This window comes from Cytobacillus firmus NBRC 15306, assembly GCF_001591465.1.
In the GTDB taxonomy this organism is placed as follows: Bacteria; Bacillota; Bacilli; order Bacillales; family Cytobacillaceae; genus Cytobacillus; species Cytobacillus firmus.
The window spans coordinates 1-20,052 of record NZ_BCUY01000072.1; the positions used below are offsets into that span (position 1 = coordinate 1).

General features: G+C 42.2%; 21 protein-coding genes. 5 read left to right on the forward strand and 16 right to left on the reverse strand.

What is annotated here, in order from left to right; genetic code table 11:
• Window positions 1–49: 49 nt before the first annotated feature.
• Entirely contained in the window at window positions 50–607 is a 558-nt protein-coding gene (locus BFI01S_RS16840) for a hypothetical protein (RefSeq protein WP_061793660.1), read from the forward strand.
• Between the two features lie 110 nt (window positions 608–717).
• On the opposite strand, the gene BFI01S_RS16845 is transcribed toward BFI01S_RS16840, so the two are convergent.
• The 13 genes from BFI01S_RS16845 to BFI01S_RS16905 form a co-directional block, all read right to left on the reverse strand.
• Window positions 718–951 carry a hypothetical protein gene (locus BFI01S_RS16845; RefSeq protein ID WP_061793644.1) on the reverse strand — a complete coding sequence of 78 codons (234 nt, stop codon included), beginning with the start codon at window positions 949–951 and terminating at the stop codon, window positions 718–720.
• A 243-nt stretch (window positions 952–1,194) separates the two neighbouring features.
• Window positions 1,195–1,866: a GNAT family N-acetyltransferase gene (locus BFI01S_RS16850; RefSeq protein WP_061793645.1), complete on the reverse strand. Its 672-nt coding sequence runs from the start codon at window positions 1,864–1,866 to the stop codon at window positions 1,195–1,197.
• Window positions 1,867–1,869: 3 nt separating this feature from the next.
• A complete protein-coding gene (locus BFI01S_RS16855; protein WP_061793646.1) occupies window positions 1,870–2,745 on the reverse strand; it encodes a carbon-nitrogen hydrolase family protein in 876 nt (291 codons plus the stop codon).
• A 127-nt stretch (window positions 2,746–2,872) separates the two neighbouring features.
• On the reverse strand, window positions 2,873–3,214 hold the full coding sequence (locus BFI01S_RS16860) for a nuclear transport factor 2 family protein (protein ID WP_061793647.1): 342 nt from the start codon (window positions 3,212–3,214) through the stop codon (window positions 2,873–2,875).
• 112 nt (window positions 3,215–3,326) lie between these two features.
• The gene (locus BFI01S_RS16865) at window positions 3,327–3,788 is read right to left on the reverse strand and encodes a hypothetical protein (protein ID WP_061793648.1); all 462 of its coding nucleotides are present in this window, start codon (window positions 3,786–3,788) and stop codon (window positions 3,327–3,329) included.
• Between the two features lie 481 nt (window positions 3,789–4,269).
• A complete protein-coding gene (gene nagE / locus BFI01S_RS16870) occupies window positions 4,270–5,649 on the reverse strand; it encodes an N-acetylglucosamine-specific PTS transporter subunit IIBC (protein ID WP_061793649.1) in 1,380 nt (459 codons plus the stop codon).
• A 146-nt stretch (window positions 5,650–5,795) separates the two neighbouring features.
• Window positions 5,796–7,055: an exo-beta-N-acetylmuramidase NamZ family protein gene (locus tag BFI01S_RS16875; RefSeq protein ID WP_061793650.1), complete on the reverse strand. Its 1,260-nt coding sequence runs from the start codon at window positions 7,053–7,055 to the stop codon at window positions 5,796–5,798.
• Window positions 7,056–7,131: 76 nt separating this feature from the next.
• On the reverse strand, window positions 7,132–9,246 hold the full coding sequence (locus BFI01S_RS16880; protein WP_061793651.1) for a glycoside hydrolase family 3 protein: 2,115 nt from the start codon (window positions 9,244–9,246) through the stop codon (window positions 7,132–7,134).
• A 60-nt stretch (window positions 9,247–9,306) separates the two neighbouring features.
• Complete coding sequence (locus BFI01S_RS16885; RefSeq protein WP_172581927.1) at window positions 9,307–11,046, reverse strand: serine hydrolase domain-containing protein; 1,740 nt, start codon at window positions 11,044–11,046, stop codon at window positions 9,307–9,309.
• Window positions 11,047–11,274: 228 nt separating this feature from the next.
• Window positions 11,275–12,990 carry an ABC transporter ATP-binding protein gene (locus BFI01S_RS16890; protein ID WP_061793652.1) on the reverse strand — a complete coding sequence of 572 codons (1,716 nt, stop codon included), beginning with the start codon at window positions 12,988–12,990 and terminating at the stop codon, window positions 11,275–11,277.
• A 168-nt stretch (window positions 12,991–13,158) separates the two neighbouring features.
• Window positions 13,159–13,602 (reverse strand): threonine/serine exporter family protein, encoded by a 444-nt coding sequence (locus tag BFI01S_RS16895; protein WP_061793653.1) that lies wholly within the window; start codon window positions 13,600–13,602, stop codon window positions 13,159–13,161.
• A 24-nt stretch (window positions 13,603–13,626) separates the two neighbouring features.
• The gene (locus BFI01S_RS16900) at window positions 13,627–14,379 is read right to left on the reverse strand and encodes a threonine/serine exporter family protein (RefSeq protein WP_061793654.1); all 753 of its coding nucleotides are present in this window, start codon (window positions 14,377–14,379) and stop codon (window positions 13,627–13,629) included.
• 201 nt (window positions 14,380–14,580) lie between these two features.
• The gene (locus tag BFI01S_RS16905) at window positions 14,581–14,904 is read right to left on the reverse strand and encodes a MerR family transcriptional regulator (protein WP_061793655.1); all 324 of its coding nucleotides are present in this window, start codon (window positions 14,902–14,904) and stop codon (window positions 14,581–14,583) included.
• Between the two features lie 183 nt (window positions 14,905–15,087).
• Here BFI01S_RS16905 and fbpA point away from each other — a divergent pair, with 183 nt between their 5' ends.
• The 4 genes from fbpA to BFI01S_RS16915 all read left to right on the forward strand — a co-directional run bounded on the left by fbpA (window position 15,088) and on the right by BFI01S_RS16915 (window position 17,068).
• Window positions 15,088–15,252: a Fur-regulated basic protein FbpA gene (fbpA, locus tag BFI01S_RS22620; RefSeq protein ID WP_082804553.1), complete on the forward strand. Its 165-nt coding sequence runs from the start codon at window positions 15,088–15,090 to the stop codon at window positions 15,250–15,252.
• 13 nt (window positions 15,253–15,265) lie between these two features.
• Window positions 15,266–15,403, forward strand: a complete 138-nt coding sequence (gene ykzB, locus BFI01S_RS23505; RefSeq protein WP_169799781.1) for a protein YkzB — start codon at window positions 15,266–15,268, stop codon at window positions 15,401–15,403.
• Between the two features lie 154 nt (window positions 15,404–15,557).
• Window positions 15,558–15,866: a PadR family transcriptional regulator gene (locus BFI01S_RS16910; protein ID WP_061793656.1), complete on the forward strand. Its 309-nt coding sequence runs from the start codon at window positions 15,558–15,560 to the stop codon at window positions 15,864–15,866.
• Between the two features lie 11 nt (window positions 15,867–15,877).
• A complete protein-coding gene (locus tag BFI01S_RS16915) occupies window positions 15,878–17,068 on the forward strand; it encodes a chromate transporter (protein WP_061793657.1) in 1,191 nt (396 codons plus the stop codon).
• Between the two features lie 39 nt (window positions 17,069–17,107).
• On the opposite strand, the gene BFI01S_RS16920 is transcribed toward BFI01S_RS16915, so the two are convergent.
• The 3 genes from BFI01S_RS16920 to BFI01S_RS16930 are packed head-to-tail and all read right to left on the reverse strand — an operon-like array spanning window position 17,108 to window position 19,955.
• A complete protein-coding gene (locus BFI01S_RS16920; RefSeq protein WP_061793658.1) occupies window positions 17,108–18,835 on the reverse strand; it encodes a PAS domain-containing sensor histidine kinase in 1,728 nt (575 codons plus the stop codon).
• Between the two features lie 24 nt (window positions 18,836–18,859).
• Entirely contained in the window at window positions 18,860–19,312 is a 453-nt protein-coding gene (locus BFI01S_RS16925) for a GAF domain-containing protein (protein WP_061793659.1), read from the reverse strand.
• A complete protein-coding gene (locus BFI01S_RS16930) occupies window positions 19,302–19,955 on the reverse strand; it encodes a response regulator (protein WP_035329596.1) in 654 nt (217 codons plus the stop codon). The genes BFI01S_RS16925 and BFI01S_RS16930 overlap by 11 nt, the downstream gene beginning before the upstream one ends.
• Window positions 19,956–20,052: the final 97 nt, after the last annotated feature.

The window sequence follows — 20,052 nt, forward strand, 5'->3', positions numbered from 1 at the left end:
CTATATTAATCTTAATAACACAAGTGTATTAAAAAGGGATGTGGATTATATGATCGGCTGGCTGATAATCGCCTGTGAGATTGGATTTTGGGTTTTCGTTGCTGCAGGTTTAACGGCAAGATATATTTTGAGAAAAAAAACATTAGGCAGTCTGCTTTTACTTTGCACACCTGTAATTGATTTGATTCTAATCGCCGCAACCACAATTGATTTGCACAGAGGAGCCGAAGCTACCATTTTTCATGGGATCGCGGCAGTTTATATCGGTATAACCGTCGCATATGGAAAACAGATGGTTCACTGGGCAGATGAAAGATTTGCCTATAAGTTCGGAAATGGCTCTAAGCCGGCAAAGCCTCCAAAGTACGGCAGTGAACATGCCAGGAGAGAAAGAAACGGATGGTACAGACATCTCCTGGCATGGATTATTGGTCTGGCATTATTATTTGCAATGATCCTCTTCATAGGAAATTCAGAGCAGACAGAAAACCTCCAGGGATTAATAAAAATGTGGACATTAGTTCTTGCGATCGATTTTGCCATCAGCTTCAGCTATACAGTTTGGCCGCGAAAAGGGAAAGCTGAAAACTCAAAAATAACTATGTAATTGAGAATTGAAGTGAATTGATAAGATCAATAGTTCATTATTTGTGTCCTTTATTTAACAGAAATAAAAAAACAGGAGCCTCTTTCAGAGACCTCCTGTTTTTTTAGGTATTAATGGCTGCCGTTCTTCTGCAGAACTATTAGGCCTGAACCCATATTAACATCCATCTTCTCACCATGGGAGTATAGGTCGGCATAGCAATTTGCAGTCAGCACATAAACATTATTCCCCTGGACTGTAAGGTAAAGTTCATGTGTTCCTCTCGCACCCGATGTATCTTCCCAGAACCCCAGCTCTTTTTGTTCCCTTGGATTTGTTACGTCATATAATACAAATCCTCCCAATAGAAGATGCCTGCATCAATTTATCTCCTGCTTTTCAGCTTTCTTTTTACTGCCGGAACAACATACTTTTTCACTAAAGTTGCACCTTTCTTTACTATAAAAGCTTTTATTAATCTTTTTACAACCATGAACGGATCCCTCATTTCGGTTTGAACATCACTATGATATTCTTTACCTTTTCAGTGTGCCCGCTAAACTTCAAATTAAAAAGCTCTTCAAAAAGGGCTTGCTGCAAAATTATTATCACTTATCCATAAAAGGATTCTTCCATTCCATCAGGGCGCCGTAATTAAGTGACTCTTCATCTTCTAAATAATTTGCTGCAACACAAAGCGGTGTCCTTCCGCACCTCAACAAAAATGTGATGACCGGATCCTTCTTTTTCCCATCGATCAATTGCTGAAGATAGTCTTCGGCTGACATTACATTGGCGCATTTATGGTAGCCGGGCATCCGCCCTCCACCGAGCAATCGATCAAGTCCTAAATTTATGACAGTCTGATACATAGACTGCATCAAAAGTTTGCCAAGCCCAAGCTTGCGGAACCCAGGCCTGACACTGATATCGACAATATATAATGTATTGCCTTGAGGACTATGATTGCGTATATAGCCGCTATCGGTTATTTCTTCCCATGTATGCTCCGGGTGTGAAGGATCAAAATCAACAATCAGACCTGTTAAAGACCCTGCTAATACTCCTTCAACCTCAATGCATAGTGCACCATCCGGAAAGAGTTCCACATGATTTGTTAATTGCTCCTTATTCCACCATAAATCTGAAGGAAAAGGCGGCGGAAAGCATTCTGCCTGAATGTCAATTAACTGATCAAAATCCGCTCTGGTATAATTCCTGATTACAGCTGTCACCGGCTTATCTCCGTCAAACACATAAAATTCGCTTCTATATGCCATTTTTCATCCTTCGATATTTTCTTTTTCCCAGTCTACATACAAATCCGTTCTGCGGTCGCGCCAAGTTGTAACAGAACCGCGTTCGCGGACTTTATATAAAAGGCTGAGATCAAGATCGGCAGTCACAATCATATCGTCATTCAACTCGCCTTCCACCATAATCCCCTTTGGCGGAAATGGAATATCATTCGGTGTAATGACGGCTGCCTGGCCGAAATTGGCACGCATAAAGTCGACAGTAGGCAGGGAACCAATTGTTCCTGTGACCACAACATAAACCTGATTCTCAATAGCTCTTGCATGGCTTGTATAGCGTACACGATGGAAACCATGCCGGTCGTCCGTGCAGGAAGGACAGAAAATAACATCTGCTCCTTTTGCCTTTGCCATACGGACGATTTCCGGAAACTCAATGTCATAGCATGTCAGAATAGCTATTCTGCCTTTATCTGTATCGAATACACGGAGGCCGTCTCCAGGTGACATATTCCACTCATGGACCTCAGTAGGCGTGATATGCAGTTTAGCCTGCTCTTCCATTCGCCCATCCGGATAAAACAAATGTGCCACATTATAAAGTCGGCCATCTCTGTTAATAACGTGTGTACCGCCGATTATATGCATGTTTGTATGTTTAGCAAAATTGGAAAATAGGTTTTTATATTGTTCAGTAAAACCAGGCAGCTCGTTAATGGTCAGACTTGTTCCCTGCTCGCTTCCTATGGATAAAAGCTGTGTGGTGAAAAATTCAGGAAATAAGACAAACTCAGATCCAAACTCCTGGGCAGTTTTAATATAATGCTCACATTGGCTTGCAAAATCTTCAAATGAACGAATGGTGTGCAGATGATACTGCACAGCGGATACACGAATTTTCAATGTACTCCCCCTCATCAGAAAAATGTATAGATGAGTATCACTCTATCTTTAAAAGATTATCAATGATTTTCCTGCAGAGCACAATACTTTTTTTATCGGAATACTAAATTTTTCAATTAACACTATTCTATTTTACAAACCAGACTTTTTGAATTTTATTCTCTTTAATTTCATACATAGCTATTGCATAAATAGATTGGCCGCCCGCCCTTCCAGTAACATACTCATGATCAATAACTATATTTTCTTTCACCATTCTGGAAACCAGCTCAGCATGCTGATTCGGATTGTTTCTAAAAAGCTGGCTGTACCTCTCCCTCATTTTTTCTTTTCCCCTATACAAGACCTCGTCCCCCGGGAATGTCATAACTATAACACTATCACTATATACTCCCAGAAATTCATCAATGTTCTGCTGGTTATAAGCATCTAGCTGCTGCTGTGCCAGCAGTTCTGTCTTTTCTTCCATAAGGGCCACCGTCTTTCAATTGATTTTAATACTATCTTAATTATTTTCGATGAGACGGTCCAGCCCAAAAAAATACAAAAAGCATTACTAGTTATAGCAATGCTTAATAGTTCTATTTTAAGAGTTTGCTTATTCCAGTAATAAGATTTATGCCTTTTTTAAAATCTTGATTTGCAGCATTTATTACCTTCAGATACAGTCCTAAGAGGGAAGCATTTTGTTCTTTTATTTTACGTACCTCTTTTTTAATTGCTGCCAGGTCCGATTTCAGCACCTCTATTTGTTCCTTTAAAATTGCTGGTTCCACACTATCGATGTTATCTTCACTATCTCTTTTATTTGAGAGTCCAGAAGCTTCTTTTTCTCCTTGTGGATTTTTTCCCAGATCTTCTACTAAGTTAAGAAATGATTCATCCTTAATAAGTTTATTAGCCATACTGAATAATGATTTAATATCGACACCCTGTTCGTCCTGCAGCAGTTTAGCTGCCATTATTTTTGCAGATTCCATATTTTCCAGGTTCGATATATGCGGTTTACCTGATGCGTTTTTCCCCTGATCAGTGTTATCCATAATTAGCCCACCTTTATTAGTTTCTAAACTATATTATGAATAAAATCCCTTCGTGGAATGGACAAACATACAATAATATGTAAATTAGGGGAATGACACTAGAAAATCCCCGGATATTTTACCAGGGATTTTTTTAAGGGTTAATCTCTTTTAACCTATGCTGCACAAGGAGCTTGACAACCTAGAATTCTACAAATTGCGTCTCTGATTGCTCCTGTTGTTGATGGTGCAAGAATGCTTGCTAAAAGCAATACAACTGCTAGAAGAACCACAATTAATATGGTTAAAGGTTCCATGATGATATCCCCCCTTTATAGTCCATTTAATAAGGGTTTCCCTACGTATTTATGGTATGTTGGAAATTTGGACATGCATAAACAAACATCCAATGTTAATAAAAATTGGCACTTGTCCAATGGTCTCCTCTCCCATAAGAGAAATTAAAAATCTGGCTCTAATCACCTGAGCCAGATTAAAAGCTTTATAATTTCTTTTTCATTTCATTTGATAGAAATTCAACATCCGTTCCAACAATTACCTGCAGACTGGTTTTGCTTAGCTTAATTACTCCTTTTGCACCCAGCTGTTTTAATTGCCCCTCATCGACAAGAGACATATCTTTAACCCTTAAACGAAGGCGGGTTACACAATTATCGATTTCTTCAAGGTTCTCTTTACCTCCCAGAGCCTCGAGATAAGCAACTGCTGCTTCAGTATATTTACCCTTTAGAGAAGTATTCCCTTCAAATTCACCCTCAATTTCATCTTCCCTTCCAGGTGTTTTCAAATCCAGTTTCTTGATCAGGAAATAGAAAACCGCAAAATACAGAAGGGCATACAGGAGACCTATCCCGGCCAGAAGAACCGGCTTCTGAGCAATGCCAAAGTTTAGAATATAATCGAGGGCGCCTGCTGAGAACCCGAAACCATGATGAATATCCAGGACATAGGTAATGGACATAGCCAGACCTGTCAAAGCAGCATGAATTAAATATAGAACCGGTGATAAGAACATAAACAGGAATTCAATCGGCTCTGTAATACCTGTCAGGAAGGAAGTAAATGCGAGTCCAGCCATCGCCCCTGCCACTGCTTTCCTTTTTTCCTTCTTTGCAGCCGCAACCATGGCCAGAGCTGCACCAGGCAGCCCAAACATCATAATAGGAAAGAATCCTGTCATAAAGATACCAGCAGATGGATCCTTTGCCAGGAAGCGCCATAAATCTCCTTTGATGACATCCCCTGCTGCATTGGTAAACTCGCCGAACTCAAACCAGACAAGTGTGTTCAGTATATGGTGGAGACCAACGGGAATTAATAGACGGTTCAGGAATCCGAAAACCCCGACACCTGCAGCACCTGCACCGATTATCCAATCGCCGACACTGTTAATGCCTGCCTGGACCGGCGGCCACACATACCCGAACAAAAATGCAATGACAATCATAACGAGTGAAGTGATAATCGGCACAAACCGTTTTCCCCCAAAGAAACCAAGCCATTCCGGCAGCTTAATATCATGATATTTATTGTATAATAGCCCTGCAATAATACCGGAAATGATTCCGCCAAAAACACCCATATTGACCGTTTCGTTTATCGCCGCGGCACCTTCAGTCAGTACAAAATAACCCACTGCACCAGCAAGGGCAGCTGCACCGCTGCCATCCTTAGAAAAACCGATGGCAATTCCAATGGCAAACAAGAGAGCCAAATGTCCAAATACAGCATTCCCGGATGCAGATATAAATGGAATTCCTAAAAGGTCATCCTGTCCCAGCCTCAGCAAAAGTGCAGCAGCAGGCATAACTGCAATCGGCAGCATTAAAGACTTGCCAATCTTCTGTAAAAACCCCAACATTTTTACACACCTCTTTCTCCATGGATTATTACATAATATGAACAGGCTTTATAATTCAGTACCAAGTACCATCAGTGTTGTGCTGACCCGCCATGTATTAAAAAAAGAACCTGGCGCATAATGCAGCCAGGTTCTTTCCTGCGAATTTAATAGAGTAAATATTCTTCACGTGTCTTTTTGAATTGTTTTAATTCTTTTTGCCATTTGGAGGAGATCTCTTCAACGGTCTTCCCTTCCTCAATGGCTTCACGGACCCAGCCATTGCCCATCAGGTTATCAAAGAATGAAATTCCAGCACTGTTCTCTGCACGGAATTCGAATTCTTCCGGATACATGTCATGGATCGCCTTCACGATGTGAAGTCCTGTCTCGACAGGATTGAATGCATCGCGATGTGTCACATGAATCTGAATCCCATGGGAAAGCTGTCCTGCATGCTTAGAGAAGCTTGGTGTAAACGAAGCAGCTCTGAAGGTTACCCCCGGAAGATTAAGAATGTTTAAATGTCCAGCCAAATCATCAGCGTTGATAAATGGAGCACCAATTAATTCAAACGGCTTTGTTGTTCCGCGCCCCTCAGAAACATTCGTCCCTTCAATCAAAGCGGCACCCGGATATACTAAAGCTGTATCCAGCGTTGGCATATTAGGAGACGGCATGACAAACGGAAGGCGGGTGTCATCGTAATACATATTGCGCTTCCATCCATTCATCTTGACAACAGTTAAGTCTGCACCAATTTCAAACTCTTCATTAAACAATTCTGCCAGTTCACCTACAGTCATCCCATGGCGGAGCGGGATCGGGTAATTCCCCACAAAGGAGGAATACTTCATATCAAGAACTGGCCCTTCAACCTTTGTTCCACCTTGAGGATTTGGCCTGTCCAGCACGATAAAAGGGATATTGTTTTCTTTTGCTGCTTCCATCGCGTAAGCCATTGTGTAAATATACGTGTAAAAACGTGTCCCGACATCCTGAATATCAAACAGAAGCACATCAATATTCTCGAGCATTTCAGGTGTAGGCTTTTTGGTTTTTCCATATAAGCTGTAAACGGGAAGCCCTGTCTTTTCATCGATATAATACTCAACATATTCTCCCGCCTGCGCACTACCGCGGACTCCATGCTCCGGTCCATATAAAGCTGTTAACTCCACGTCCGGATCATTGTGCAGAATATCAACAATGCTGTTTAAATTCTGGTCGACCCCAGTCGGGTTTGTAATTAGGCCAACCCGCTTTCCTTCAATAAGGTCTTTTTTATCATCCAAAAGCACTTCAACACCAAGCTCAAACTTCTTTTTCTTGCCTTTTCCTTTGCCATTGCCGTTATCTGCAAGCACAACAGTTAAAGAAGAGAGTACGAGAATCATTGTCAAAAAACCCATAAACCATTTTTTCATTATATTTCTCCTCTCAGGTTAGGATAGGCACATGCAGGAACTAAAGCCGCATGTACCCATTTTTTTATGCCTCTTCCTAATAACTCAATCCATGCCCGAAATCATATAGTACATTGCCATCTGTACCCGGAATAGTTACAGGCAATTTACCTGAAGGGTTGATCTGGCCAAATACTATACCTGCTGCTGCATCAAAGCTAGCCGTTCTGAAGCCGTATTGTGCAATATAGGCATCAATTTCCGGATAGGCCATGATGTCATAAGGGTTCCGGATGCCAACCGCAATGACCGGAGCTTCTGATTCAGCAATGATGGAATTAACCATTTTCATTTGTGCGCTGTCAGGTGAGCGGCCTGACACATTAAACGTATAGGAGCCCACAATAACCGCACTGGCATTCCTGATTTGCTGCTTCTGCTCTTCAGTTAATGCATAGCTTGAGGTCTGGATGACCGTTGTGTTTGCATGAAACTTGCCCACTGATTTACCTAAATCTGTAATATACGTATTTCCGACAACGACAATATTATCTTCAGGAGATAATTGTAACGGCAAAGCACCTCCTTCATTTTTAACCAGGGTAATCGAACGTTCTGCTGCTTCTTTTTCTATTTGTTTATGTTCTTCTGATCCAACTACTTTAAGTGCCTTTGCAATTTTTTCATCAATCGGCTGGGGCGTCTCTTCTTTCAAAATTCCCCGCTTTATTTTCAGTGTTAAAATCCGTTTAACTGAGGATTCAATGCGTTTTTCAGAGATTTCTCCATTCTCAACTGCACTCAATAGCCCTTCTGCAACTTCTTTTAGTCCAACAGGCATTAACACAATATCAGTTCCAGCTTTGACTGCACGAATGGCAGCATCAACTGGTCCAAAATGTTCAGCGATAGCATTCATATTCATTGCATCCGTTGTAATAACACCTTCATATCCCATTTCTTCACGCATAAGTTCTGTCAGCACTTTATGTGAAAGTGTGGCCGGTATTGCGATTTCTTCACCTGTTTTTTGCGAGATTGCTTTCGTGTCATCAATCTTTGGGAAGGTTACATGTGCAGTCATGATAGCATCCACTCCTGCTTCCATCCCCTTTTGGAAAGGATACAATTCAACTTCCTTTAGACGTTCTTTATCATGTGGCACTTCAGGCAATCCAAGATGGGAGTCTACTGCTGTATCTCCATGACCGGGAAAATGCTTTGCTGTAGCGGCAACACCTGCTGATTGCAATCCTTCGTTATAAGCAACACCCATGTCAGCGACAAGCTGCGGGTCCTCACCAAATGAACGAACGCCAATTACCGGATTGTCGGGATTATTATTTACATCCATGACAGGTGCAAAGTTCATATTTATGCCGAGTGATGCCAGTTCCTCTCCAATCGCCTTGCCGACCTTTCGGGAAATTTCTTCAGAACGGGCAGCTCCTAACGCCATATTGCCAGGCATGTCCGTTCCTGATTGAAGACGTGTTACAATACCGCCTTCCTGGTCAATTGTCATCAATAAGCCGAATTTATCGGCAGCTTTCTGATAATCTGAAACCAGTGTGGCTGTCTGTTCGGTTGTGACCACATTTTCACGGAATAATATTACTCCGCCAAGATGATAATCTTTTACCAGCTTCTCAATTTCCGGCAGCATTTCAGTGACATTTTGTCCCTTCCAGGTGCGGAAGTCCGGCATCAGCATCTGGCCTACCTTCTCTTCAATGGACATATTTTTCACTGCCTGGCTAATGAGGTCATACCGTTTCCCATGCTCTTTAATGATTTTCACTTTAAAAGCAGGCTTGCCTTTAATGCCCTTTTTGCGGTCAGGTTTTATTTGAAGTGCGATACGGTCCTTATATACTCCGTCTGTTACACTGATAAATGTTTTTCCGGGCTTCCCTCTTAAGGTGATATTCCCTGACTGATCCACTGCTGCAACAGTTTTATTGCTGGTCTTCCATTTCAGTCCTTCAGAAACTCCCATGAAATGTCCTTCTTTATATACATGAACCGCTTTTAATTGAAATGCATCTCCACTTATTTCCGTGCTGACCCGGGGTACATTCTCCAGGAGTATTAAATCCTTTACTGTACTTTCTGCCGATGCGTTTTTCAAGGTTCCTCCCATCCATAATTGCGTAACGGCAAGTGTAATTGTGAGAAGGGAAATAAACATTAATTTGCTGGCTTTACCCATTTCTTCCACCATCCTTACTGCGTTTTCATATGAGCTTACTTTTCACTAAAAAATCGAATACTAGTAATTTCTTTTTTCCCACCCGTTTCCTGAGAAGTCTGCTTTGACTTTTTGGCCACTTGAAAGCCTCAATTTTACGTTATCAACATACCAGCCTCTGCCGTTTACTGTGCTATCTGTCACGTAACGGAATCGGATGTGGGAAGTTCCTGCCGGAATCGCCAGCTCTTCCTTTTTCCAGTCGATGCTGCTGCCTGTATATGGCTGTGCTGCCTGTGTCCAATTGACGCCATCCTCTGAGACCTCAACAACGCCCATATCCGCATTGGTTTCAGTTCTGTACCATGTATCGAACGACAGGACCGCCTCTTCTTTTAGATCCACTTTAGCGGTTAACTCATGCTGAATTTTATCTCCATATCCAGAGAACCACGCCGGCCCTTTTCCTGGAATGGCTACAGGAATTGAATCCGCCACCTGTCTTGCAAATGCACGCCTTGCAATATTCGTTGTAACCGTATTTCTTGAAGGATGCACACGATTCGTTAACAGAATCCCAATCGTGCCATTATTTCGGTTTATGACGATGGATGTTCCAGTGTACCCTGTATGCCCAAGCGAAGTTCCCTCTGATAAAGCATCCATGAACCATCCCTGACCAAGCTCCCAGCCCAGGCCATGATCATCACCTGGAAATTGAGGAATCTGATTTTGAATCAGCATTTTCACTGTCTTTTCTTTTAATATCCGCTTGCCGCCATATCGCCCTTCATTTACATACATATGGGCAAGCTTGGCAAGATCGGAGGCAGTGGAAAAGACTCCTGCATGTCCGGCAACTCCATTAAGCGACCAGGCATTCTCATCATGAACTTCTCCCCAGACAAGCCCCCTGTTGATAGAAGGCTGATATTCCGTGGCTGCAATCCGATGCTTCAAAGAATCAGGCGGATTATACATCGTATCTTTCATACCGAGGGGTTTGGTTATGCGTTTTTCCACAAACTCATCCAGGCTTTGTCCTGAAAGGCGTTCGATTATTGCACCGAGCGTAATCATATTCAAATCGCTGTATGTATACGCTTCGCCCGGCTCATTGACCAATGGATGTTTAAAAACGATTTGCATCCGTTCCTCTCTGCTGCTCCCTTGCGAATATAACGGAATCCATGCAGTAAAGCCTGAAGTATGTGTCATCAACTGGCGTATCGTTACATTTTCCTTTCCGTTTTCGGCAAACTCGGGAATATATTCAGCAACAGGATCATCCAGCTGAAAGCGTCCTTCATCATACAATATCATTGCGGCAGTTGTGGTGAAGATTTTACTGATTGAAGCCAGATCAAAGATGGTATCTTCGGTCATTTCAATCGGGTTCTGTGCTTCAGTAAATTTATCATCCGTGTATCGGTAGGAATATCCATATGCATCATGCTTGACGATATGGCCTCGCCTTGCCACATAAGTGACAGCACCCGGCATGACGCCTTCTGAAATCATTTCCTCCATTAACGGATCGATTTGATCCAGCGGCTGCTGAACCATCCCAGCTCCCGCTGCAGAACCAGGATGAAGAATAGGAGAAATCGGCCCTGGACGATCCCACGAAAAAATAGGGTGAAATTTGTGTTTCACATCTTTATTGTTTTTCATTTCCATCGTTGGCTTAACTCCTTCGGCGCTTTGCGCAGATGCAGGATATGCTGCCGGAATAAAGAGTGATGTGCTAAGTGCGGCAGATAGCGCAACAAGCATGGTTTTATGCTTCATAGTGCCTCCTTTATTTTTATGAATCTTCATCAGCCTTTAACCTCCTCTTATTATTGAAAGGGTTTACATATTGTAAGATTAATAGAGTTAGAGTATAGTTGTCTATACCACATAAGTCCTGTTCTAGTTAAAACTTTCCATATTATGCAGAAAAACCAATAGTACTTTTTGACTGTTCTGAAAATTAATTTTAATTTATTATATGATTTCCAAATTTCTACGCAATCTAAAGAAAGCAGAACCCATATCGGATTCTGCTTATCTTTGAAACTGTACATTATGAAGGCCTGCAAAGATTCCGTTCTTTTCGATCAGTTCATCATGTGTGCCTTCTTCAGCTATGCCGTCTTCTGTGACAACGACTACTCTGTCCGCATTGCGGATGGTTGCAAGCCTGTGGGCAATGACCAGTGTGGTGCGGTTTACGGCAAGCTCGTTCAATGCCGTTTGAATAATTTGTTCGGTTTCAGTATCCAACGCCGAGGTTGCTTCATCCAGGATTAAGATCGGCGGATTTTTAAGGAACATTCTCGCAATGGCGATTCGTTGTTTTTGTCCGCCTGACAGTTTTAATCCCCGTTCCCCAATTTGTGTTTCCCAGCCATCCGGAAGAGATGCAATGAAGTCCTGCAGGTGTGCTTTTTTAGCCGCGTCCGCAATCTGCTCATCTGTAGCTCCAAGCATTCCGTAAGCTATATTCTCCTTCAGGGTACCGGTAAACAGGAAGACATCCTGCTGGACAATGCCAATATGCGATCTCAGTGATTTTTTCGTCATGTCCCTGATATCCATGCCATCGATCTTAATACTTCCGCCATTCACATCATAAAAGCGTGGAATCAAAGAACAAATCGTTGTCTTTCCGGCTCCAGAAGGTCCTACAAAAGCTACTGTTTCACCTGCTTTTATTTGAAGGTCAATGCCCTCAAGCACCGATTTATGCACGTCATAACGGAACGATACATCCTGAAAACGGATATCACCCCTTAAGGATTCAACCTCAATGGCATCTTTTGTATCCTCAATTTCCGGTTGAGTATCAATGATTTCTACAAACCGTTTGAAACCAGCCATTCCCTTGGGATACAGTTCCATCAGGGCGCTGATTTTATCAATCGGCTTTAATAGCACATTCACATAGAGCACAAATCCAACCAATTCACCGTATGAAAGCTGCCCGCTGAAGCTCAGCCAGGAACCGTATACAAGAACAATCAGCGTAACTAATCTGGTCAGCATATAGACTCCGGAAGCACTGAAGCTCATAATCTTATAAGCTGCAAGCTTGGCAAGACGGAATCTGCTGTTGTTTTCTCTAAATCTTTTAATCTCATAGCTTTCATTTGTAAAAGACTGAACCACACGCACACCAGATACACTATCCTCAACCTGGGCGTTGACATCGGCAATTTCACCGTACATTCTTTTCCATGCTTTGTTCATTTTAATATTGCAGAACGTAATCAGCCATACAAGAAACGGAAGAACAAATATTGTTACAAGAGCGAGCTTGACATTGATCGTCAGCATAATCCAAAATGCGCCCACAAACGTCATGATCGCTATAAATAAATCCTCCGGTCCATGATGGGCAAGCTCTCCGATATCCATAAGATCATTTGTCACCCGGCTCATGATATGCCCTGTTTTGGTATTATCGAAGAAGCGGAAAGACTGCCTTTGCACATGCTGAAAAAGCTGCTGCCGCATATCTGTTTCGATGTTGATGCCCAGCTTGTGGCCCCAATAGTTAACAACAAACTGAAGAAGCGTGCTGGTCAAATAAAGAGCAAGCAGGCCGGCACTTACAGAAACAATCATGGACCAATTCCCGCTTGGAAGCAGGCTGTCAATAAACCACTGAACCGCAAGCGGAAAGCCCAATTCAAGAATTGCCACAAATACTGCCGAACTAAAATCAAGAATGAATAGGCGCTTATGCGGCTTATAATAACTAAAAAACCGTCGGATCATCTTATTCTCCTTTTTCTGAAAAAATCAAACATAATAGGATTATAAATTCACCAGGAATATTTTACAAGAAAAACCCGCCCCGTTATTTCTGGGACGAGTCTGATGGTTAGGGGTTTTATTACGCTTAATTCATAAAAAAAGATGATGTAATCGTCCATAGCTTAAAATTTAGATTCTTGATTTGAACTGAACTTTGCGGATCATTTGGTTGATTACTTCAGAAATGACAAGTCCTACTGCAATGGCTCCGGATATCATGAATGCTTTTGCAGCAAGCTGAATGGCCATATTATAATCATTTTCAACAAAATTCCGCATCGCATCATACGCAATCCCTCCCGGGACCAGTGGAATGATGCCGGCAACACTAAAAATAATAATAGGCGTTTTATACATTTTGGCAAAAATCTGGCTGATCACGGCGATGGTAAAAGCAGCAATTAATGATGAAATGACAGCATCATACTGCCAATTGACAAGCCAAATATAAACGAACCAGCCGACCATCCCGACAAAACCGCATTTTAGCAGCGATTTTTTCGGAGCATTGAAAAGCACTCCGAACCCTGCTGATGCAATGAAGCTTGTAATCATATGTGTCAACATAAACATAGGCATTTTCCTCCGCTATTGCATTTAAAAAGTGAAGACCAGAGCAATCCCGGCACCAATGGCAAAAGCCGTCAAAAAGGCTTCAGCCCCTTTGGACAGTCCTGAAACAAGGTGCCCGGCCATTAAATCCCTGACTGCATTTGTTATCAATAGCCCAGGAACGAGCGGCATGACTGACCCGATGATGATCTTATCAAGCTCTGTCCCCAATCCTGAGTACACAAAGAAATAGGCTATAATGCCAATTAATAGTGAAGCAATAAATTCAGAGAAAAATTTGATCTGGACAACTCTATGTACGTATATAAATGATACAAACCCAAGACCGCCTGCAATCATGGCTGGAATAAAATCAGTCCAGCTTCCAAGGAACATGATTAAAAAACAGCCGCTTGCAATCGAGGCTGCAAGAATCTGCTGATAAACAGGGAAAGTATAATCGGCACTTTCAATTTCCTTCAGCCTTGCCAATGCGTCCTTTCCATCGAGTTCACCGCTGCTGATCCTGCGCGAAACTCCGTTCACCAAAGTCACTTTGTACAAATCTGTTGACCTTTCTGAAATCCGGATCAGCTTTGCCGGTTCTGTTCCATCTGTAGAAAATATGATTCCGGTTGGCGTTACATAGCTATGTGAGTGCGGTATACCCAGGGAAGCAGCAATCCTTGTCATGGTGTCTTCTACCCGATACGTTTCAGCCCCGCCCTGGAGCATGATTTTCCCCGCAAGCAAGCATATCTCAATTACTTCTATTGTCGGCGGGTATTCTTTCCCCATTTTTCCACCTGCTTTATAAAACTAAAATTGAAAACTCTCTTATATAGGGTTACATCTTAACGGAAATGATAAACGAAAGAAAGACCTTTTGTCTAAAATTTATATAAAAATGTTTCGAAATCCCTGTCAGTATATTTTATAAGTCAGAATAGATAATGAATAAAAAAAGCGATTATTCCATGCAGAATAATCACTTTCCCATTATTTCTTCCGGATTCCAAACTGCGCATTAAGCTGACCCTGAATCATTTTTGAAAGTGATGCCTGATCGTCTTTTTTCTTTTTTCTCTTTAATTCCGAGCGGATTTCCTCCGTTCGGACGCCCTCTTCCCTTTTGTTGGCTATGTCGATGAGCGTCTCTACATCGAGAAAAGAATATTTCCTGCTTCCTCGTTTTGATCTTTCAGGAAAAACCAATTTCCTCTCTTCATAGTATCGAATCTGGCGTTCACTAAGTCCAGTCAGTTCGCTGACCGTCCCAATCGAAATGACTTTTCTGGTTTTGTAGGAGGCTTCTCTTTCCAATCATGTCACCTCAATCTGACCAATTTATTTCATTATACTAATCTTTCAAACTTTTTCATTATTTCTGTCAGAAAATCTTACAAAGCAGCAAAAACAATGTAAGAAAACTTAACATAATAACTGAATAAGAGCTAAATTTCTTTTAGAATATACAAAAACATTAATGAAAAGAGGAGATAGAAAATGCAATATTTACGGAAAGCCATTGAAAAAAAACGGCAATATCTTATTGATCTTCTGGTCAAATCAGGAAGCGAATATCAGCATTCTGAACCGGCTCTGCAAAAGCTGACCTTAACAGAACTTGAGGTAATATATAAAAAACACAGCAATAGAAGCCTTTATTAACCGGGGGGCCCTTATGGAAACAAAAAATACAATAGAACTGGCGAGAAGGATTATTGAACTCGATTTGCTGCGTGATCACCTGTGGGAAAGTTTAACGGCAGCAGTCGGTGATCATGCTTATGAAATTTTAAGAAATGAACAGAATAGTTAATAATGGAACGCTTGGAAGAGCGTTCTTTTTTATGTTTATGTGTTAAAGTTTTGTAAATTTAGAATACCCCCCTTTTCATGTCACCTTTATTTTGGTATCATCCAATTATCGAAAACCGATATCGATTTTCGAAATTAATAAGGGGGGCATTTGCTTGGAAGATAAAATACTGCGCAAGCTGTTCCTGGGGTTTATTCAAATCCATATTCTTCATCATGCAAAGGAGCACCCTGTTTTCGGCGCATGGATGGCTGAAGAACTGAAAGAGCATGGATACAGCATCAGTTCCGGAACATTGTATCCGATCCTGCATTCAATGGAGTCAGACGGGCTGCTTCAGCAGGAGAAGAAAAATGTTGATGGCAGAATCAGAAAGTATTATACCGCAACTGAAAAAGGGATAATGGTTCTGGAGGAAGCGAGAAAAAAAGCTTATGAGCTTTTTAAAGAAATTAAGGATTAAAGGAGATGCATATGAAAAAACACAAAACTGGCCTTAAAACTTTACTGGAAATATTAATGGTTTCAACAAGGCTTGGACTAACCTCTTTTGGGGGACCTGTAGCTCATCTCGGCTATTTCCACGATGAGTATGTCCGCAGAAGAAAATGGATGGATGAGAAAAGCTATGCAGACTTAGTTGCACTTTGTCAGTTCCTTCCCGGTCCTGCAAGCAGCCAGGTCGGGATTGGCATTGGTGTCATGAGGGCTGGAGCAGCCGGCGGCATAATGGCTTTCCTTGGTTTCACCTTGCCATCGGTCATAGCTCTGATCATTTTTGCCATTCTTCTTCAAGGCATTAATCCGGCAGAAGCCGGCTGGATTCATGGCCTTAAAATTGTCGCTGTGGCCGTAGTGGCTCACGCCGTCCTGGGAATGGCACAAAAGCTTGTACCTGACCTTCCCCGAAAAACGCTGGCACTGCTTGCAATTATCGCAACACTTTTATGGCAGACAGCCATTACTCAGGTTGCGGTCATCCTTGTCTCTGGTTTTATCGGATTTTTAATCTATAAAAAGCATGCAGATAACGATAATGCATCAATGGAGTTTCCCATCTCAAAAGGTTTTGCCATTGGCTGTTTAGTGTTGTTTTTTAGCCTTTTAATAGGGCTTCCTATTTTAAGGGAGCTAACCGCAGTGGAGTGGGTTGCTTTATTTGACAGCTTTTATCGTTCAGGATCTCTGGTTTTCGGCGGCGGGCATGTTGTCCTTCCTTTGCTGGAACGTGAATTCGTCCCAACAGGCTGGCTAAGTGAAGAAGCCTTTCTGGCTGGCTACGGTGCAGCTCAGGCAGTGCCGGGGCCGTTATTTACTTTTGCTGCTTATCTTGGAGCAGTAATGAACGGCTGGCAGGGCGGTTTGCTTGCAACGGCCGCGATCTTCCTGCCTGCCTTTCTGCTGATCTTAGGGACACTCCCATTTTGGGACACTCTTCGCCGCAATCCTAACATCAAGGGTGCATTAATGGGTGTGAATGCTGCAGTTGTCGGCATTTTAGTCTCTGCCTTTTATCATCCCATTTGGACCAGCAGCATCCTGGAGCCGGCGGATTTTGCTTTTGCCGCAGTATTGTTCAGCATGCTTGTTTATTGGAAGCTGCCGCCTTGGATCATTGTTGTGACAGGTGCCGTTGGCGGCACTATATTAGGAACTATATTTTAGTATACGAAAAGCTGCCATATTTGTTTGGCAGCTTTTTTTCTATATCGGAATTTCAAGTATAATTTTTGTCCCTTTGTTTTCTTCTGAATAAACATTTAAGCTACCGCCCGCAGCTTTTGCCCGCTCTTCCATGCTAAATAGACCGACTCCTCTTGAAACTTCATTAACATTGAAACCTTTGCCTTTATCTTCAATGACAATACGGATTTCTTCTTCCATTTGCCTGATTGTAACTGCTGCTTCATCTGTTTCAGCATATTTCCTTATATTCGTCAGTGCCTCCTGAATGATTCTATAGATGGTGATTTCTATATTTGAACTAAGGCGGGAAGCCAGGTAACAATCAAAATGGACGTTGATATTATGATGTTCTGAAAAACGGACCAGGTAGGATCGGATCGCTGGTATCAGACCCAGATCATCAAGCACGGAGGGACGAAGCTCCCATGAAAGATCCCGCAGTTCTTCAATGATCTCAGTAGCCTCATCCTGCATTTGATCAAGCAGCGGGTGGCTTATTTCTGCCTGAAGCCTATTAATGGTAATCAGATGGCTGTACAAATTCTGTCCTATTCCGTCGTGAAGTTCCCGGGACAGCCTTTTCCGTTCATCCTCTTGAACATCTATTATTCTTGTCATCATTTTTTGCAGCTCTTCTTCTGCATTTTTCCTTTGCGTGACTTCATGTCGAATAGCAAGGTACTGATAGGGTTTCCCTTTTTCAGTAAGGAATGGGACAATCGTGGTATCCACCCAATAATACGTTCCATCCTTAGCTCTATTCTTGATCTCGCCTTTCCATACCCTCCCGGAAGAAATGGTCCTCCATAAATCTCTGAAAAAATCTTTGGAATGGTACCCTGAGTTTATAATTCTATGGTCCTTGCCCAGCAATTCTTCCCGTGAATATTTTGAGATGCTGCAGAATTGATCATTCACATACGTAATCGTGCCTTTCTGATCGGTAATGGCCACAATGGATGAAGAATCCAGGGCAAACTTTAAATCAATCAGCTCGTTTACGGAATTTTTCAGCTCCTCGACAACACGCTTATATTCAGTTATTTCCTTCCGGATTGCCAGGTATTTATACGGCTTCCCTTTTTCATCAATAAAAGGAACGATCGTAGTATCTACCCAATAATAAGTTCCGTCTTTTGCTTTGTTTTTAATTTCTCCGCGCCAGACTTCCCCGCTGGAAATGGTGGTCCAAAGACTTTCCATAAAATCCTTGGAATGGTATGAAGAGTTGATAATTCTATGGTCTTTGCCGATCAGCTCTTCCGCAGAATATTTCGATACCTCACAGAACTTTTCATTCACATAGGTGATTTTTCCTTTTCTGTCTGTAAAGGCGACAATTGTAGATTCATCAAGGGCAAATTGCAGGTCAACCAATTCCTTTAACGGATATGACTGCTGCTTTTTTAAGCGGGAACGGTCTTTGACTGAGTGAAAGACGATTAGATAATAGCTTTCTTCTGCCAGCTTGAAAGAATTAATTCTATAAAAAATTGAAAATACTCCACCATTACGATGCTGTCCATACTGGTGAACCACTTTGCCCTCTTCTGTTTCAAGCAGATTGATCTCCGGAAGCAGTTCCTTAAGACTCTTCCCCTGCAGCTCCTGTTCGCTATATCCAAATTGCTCCTGAGCCTGCTCGTTCGTATAAGAGATGTTCCCAAATCTATTTACAAGAATCGTTGCATCACTGGAATCAGGATCAATCTCTCTCTTTTTCGCCAGCCGATTATTCCTGTCCATTTACGTTCCTCCAGTTGCATTATTTTAACCATTCAGCTTTTTTTCAAGTGTCCTGGCTGCATCCCTTGCTGTACTTTGACTGCTTTCATTTATAGGCTGCCCCGACCGGTTCCCGATCAAGAGGACCCCCTTGGGGATCCCGTTAAAATAAATGGGAACAGCATATGCATGCTTCAGTCCTTCAGCAAGCATAATAGGGTATTCCAATGCTTTGCCGGCAATATTTTCAGGGAAGTTGTCCACATACATCGGCCTTCCGGTTGAAATCACTTTCCCTGCAATGCCTTTGCCATACCTCACTGTAATCCGCTGATATTTTTCATTGCTGTTTCCTGCGGCATAATGCCATTTTACATCCGGGCCATCAGTATTTTGCAGTGCCAATCCAACAAAATCACATTCAAGCTCTGTCAGCACCTTTTCACAAGCCTGATCAACTTGTACGCTTTCTCCGGGACTGCACCCCTTATATTCCATAGCCAAGCAGCCCTTTCTTTAAGGCATAAGCAACAAGCTCCGGTCTGGTTTTCATCTGAAGTTTTTCCATTAAATTACCTTTATGTGTTTCAACTGTCTTTACACTAATCACAAGCTGTTCAGCAATTTCTTTATTGGAAAACCCTTTGGCTATTAATGTAAGAACTTCTTTTTCCCTGTCGGAAAGAAGGTTGAAAGTATCGGTGTTCCCCTGCTTCACACTTCCGATATATTCTTCCATCAGCCTTTTGGTTGCAGATGGATGTAAATACGCATTCCCGCTTGCAACAGACCGGATTGCTGCGAGCAGTTCATCATGAGGTGCGCTCTTTAAAATACACCCGGAAGCGCCCGCTTGAATCGCCCTGAATAAATACTCTTCATCATCATGCATGGTCAAAATAAGGATTGCTATTTCAGGCATTAATTTTTTTAATTCTGAGGTTGCCGACATGCCATCTTTCCCATGGGGCATGCTTAAATCCATGACAACCACATCAGGCTTTAACTCCAAGGCCTGCTGAATCCCCTCATTGCCTTCAGAAGCTTCACCAACCACTTGCATGTCATCATGGTTATTTAAAAGCATTTTCAAACCCATCCTGACCACCGCGTGGTCGTCGCAAAGTAAAATATTGATCAAGCCCGCTCCCCCTTAGCATTTGTCCGTCTATAAAGTGAAACTTCAATCAGTGGGGGGGCTTTATCCCCCACTGATTGTTAGTTGAGGCCCACGGAAA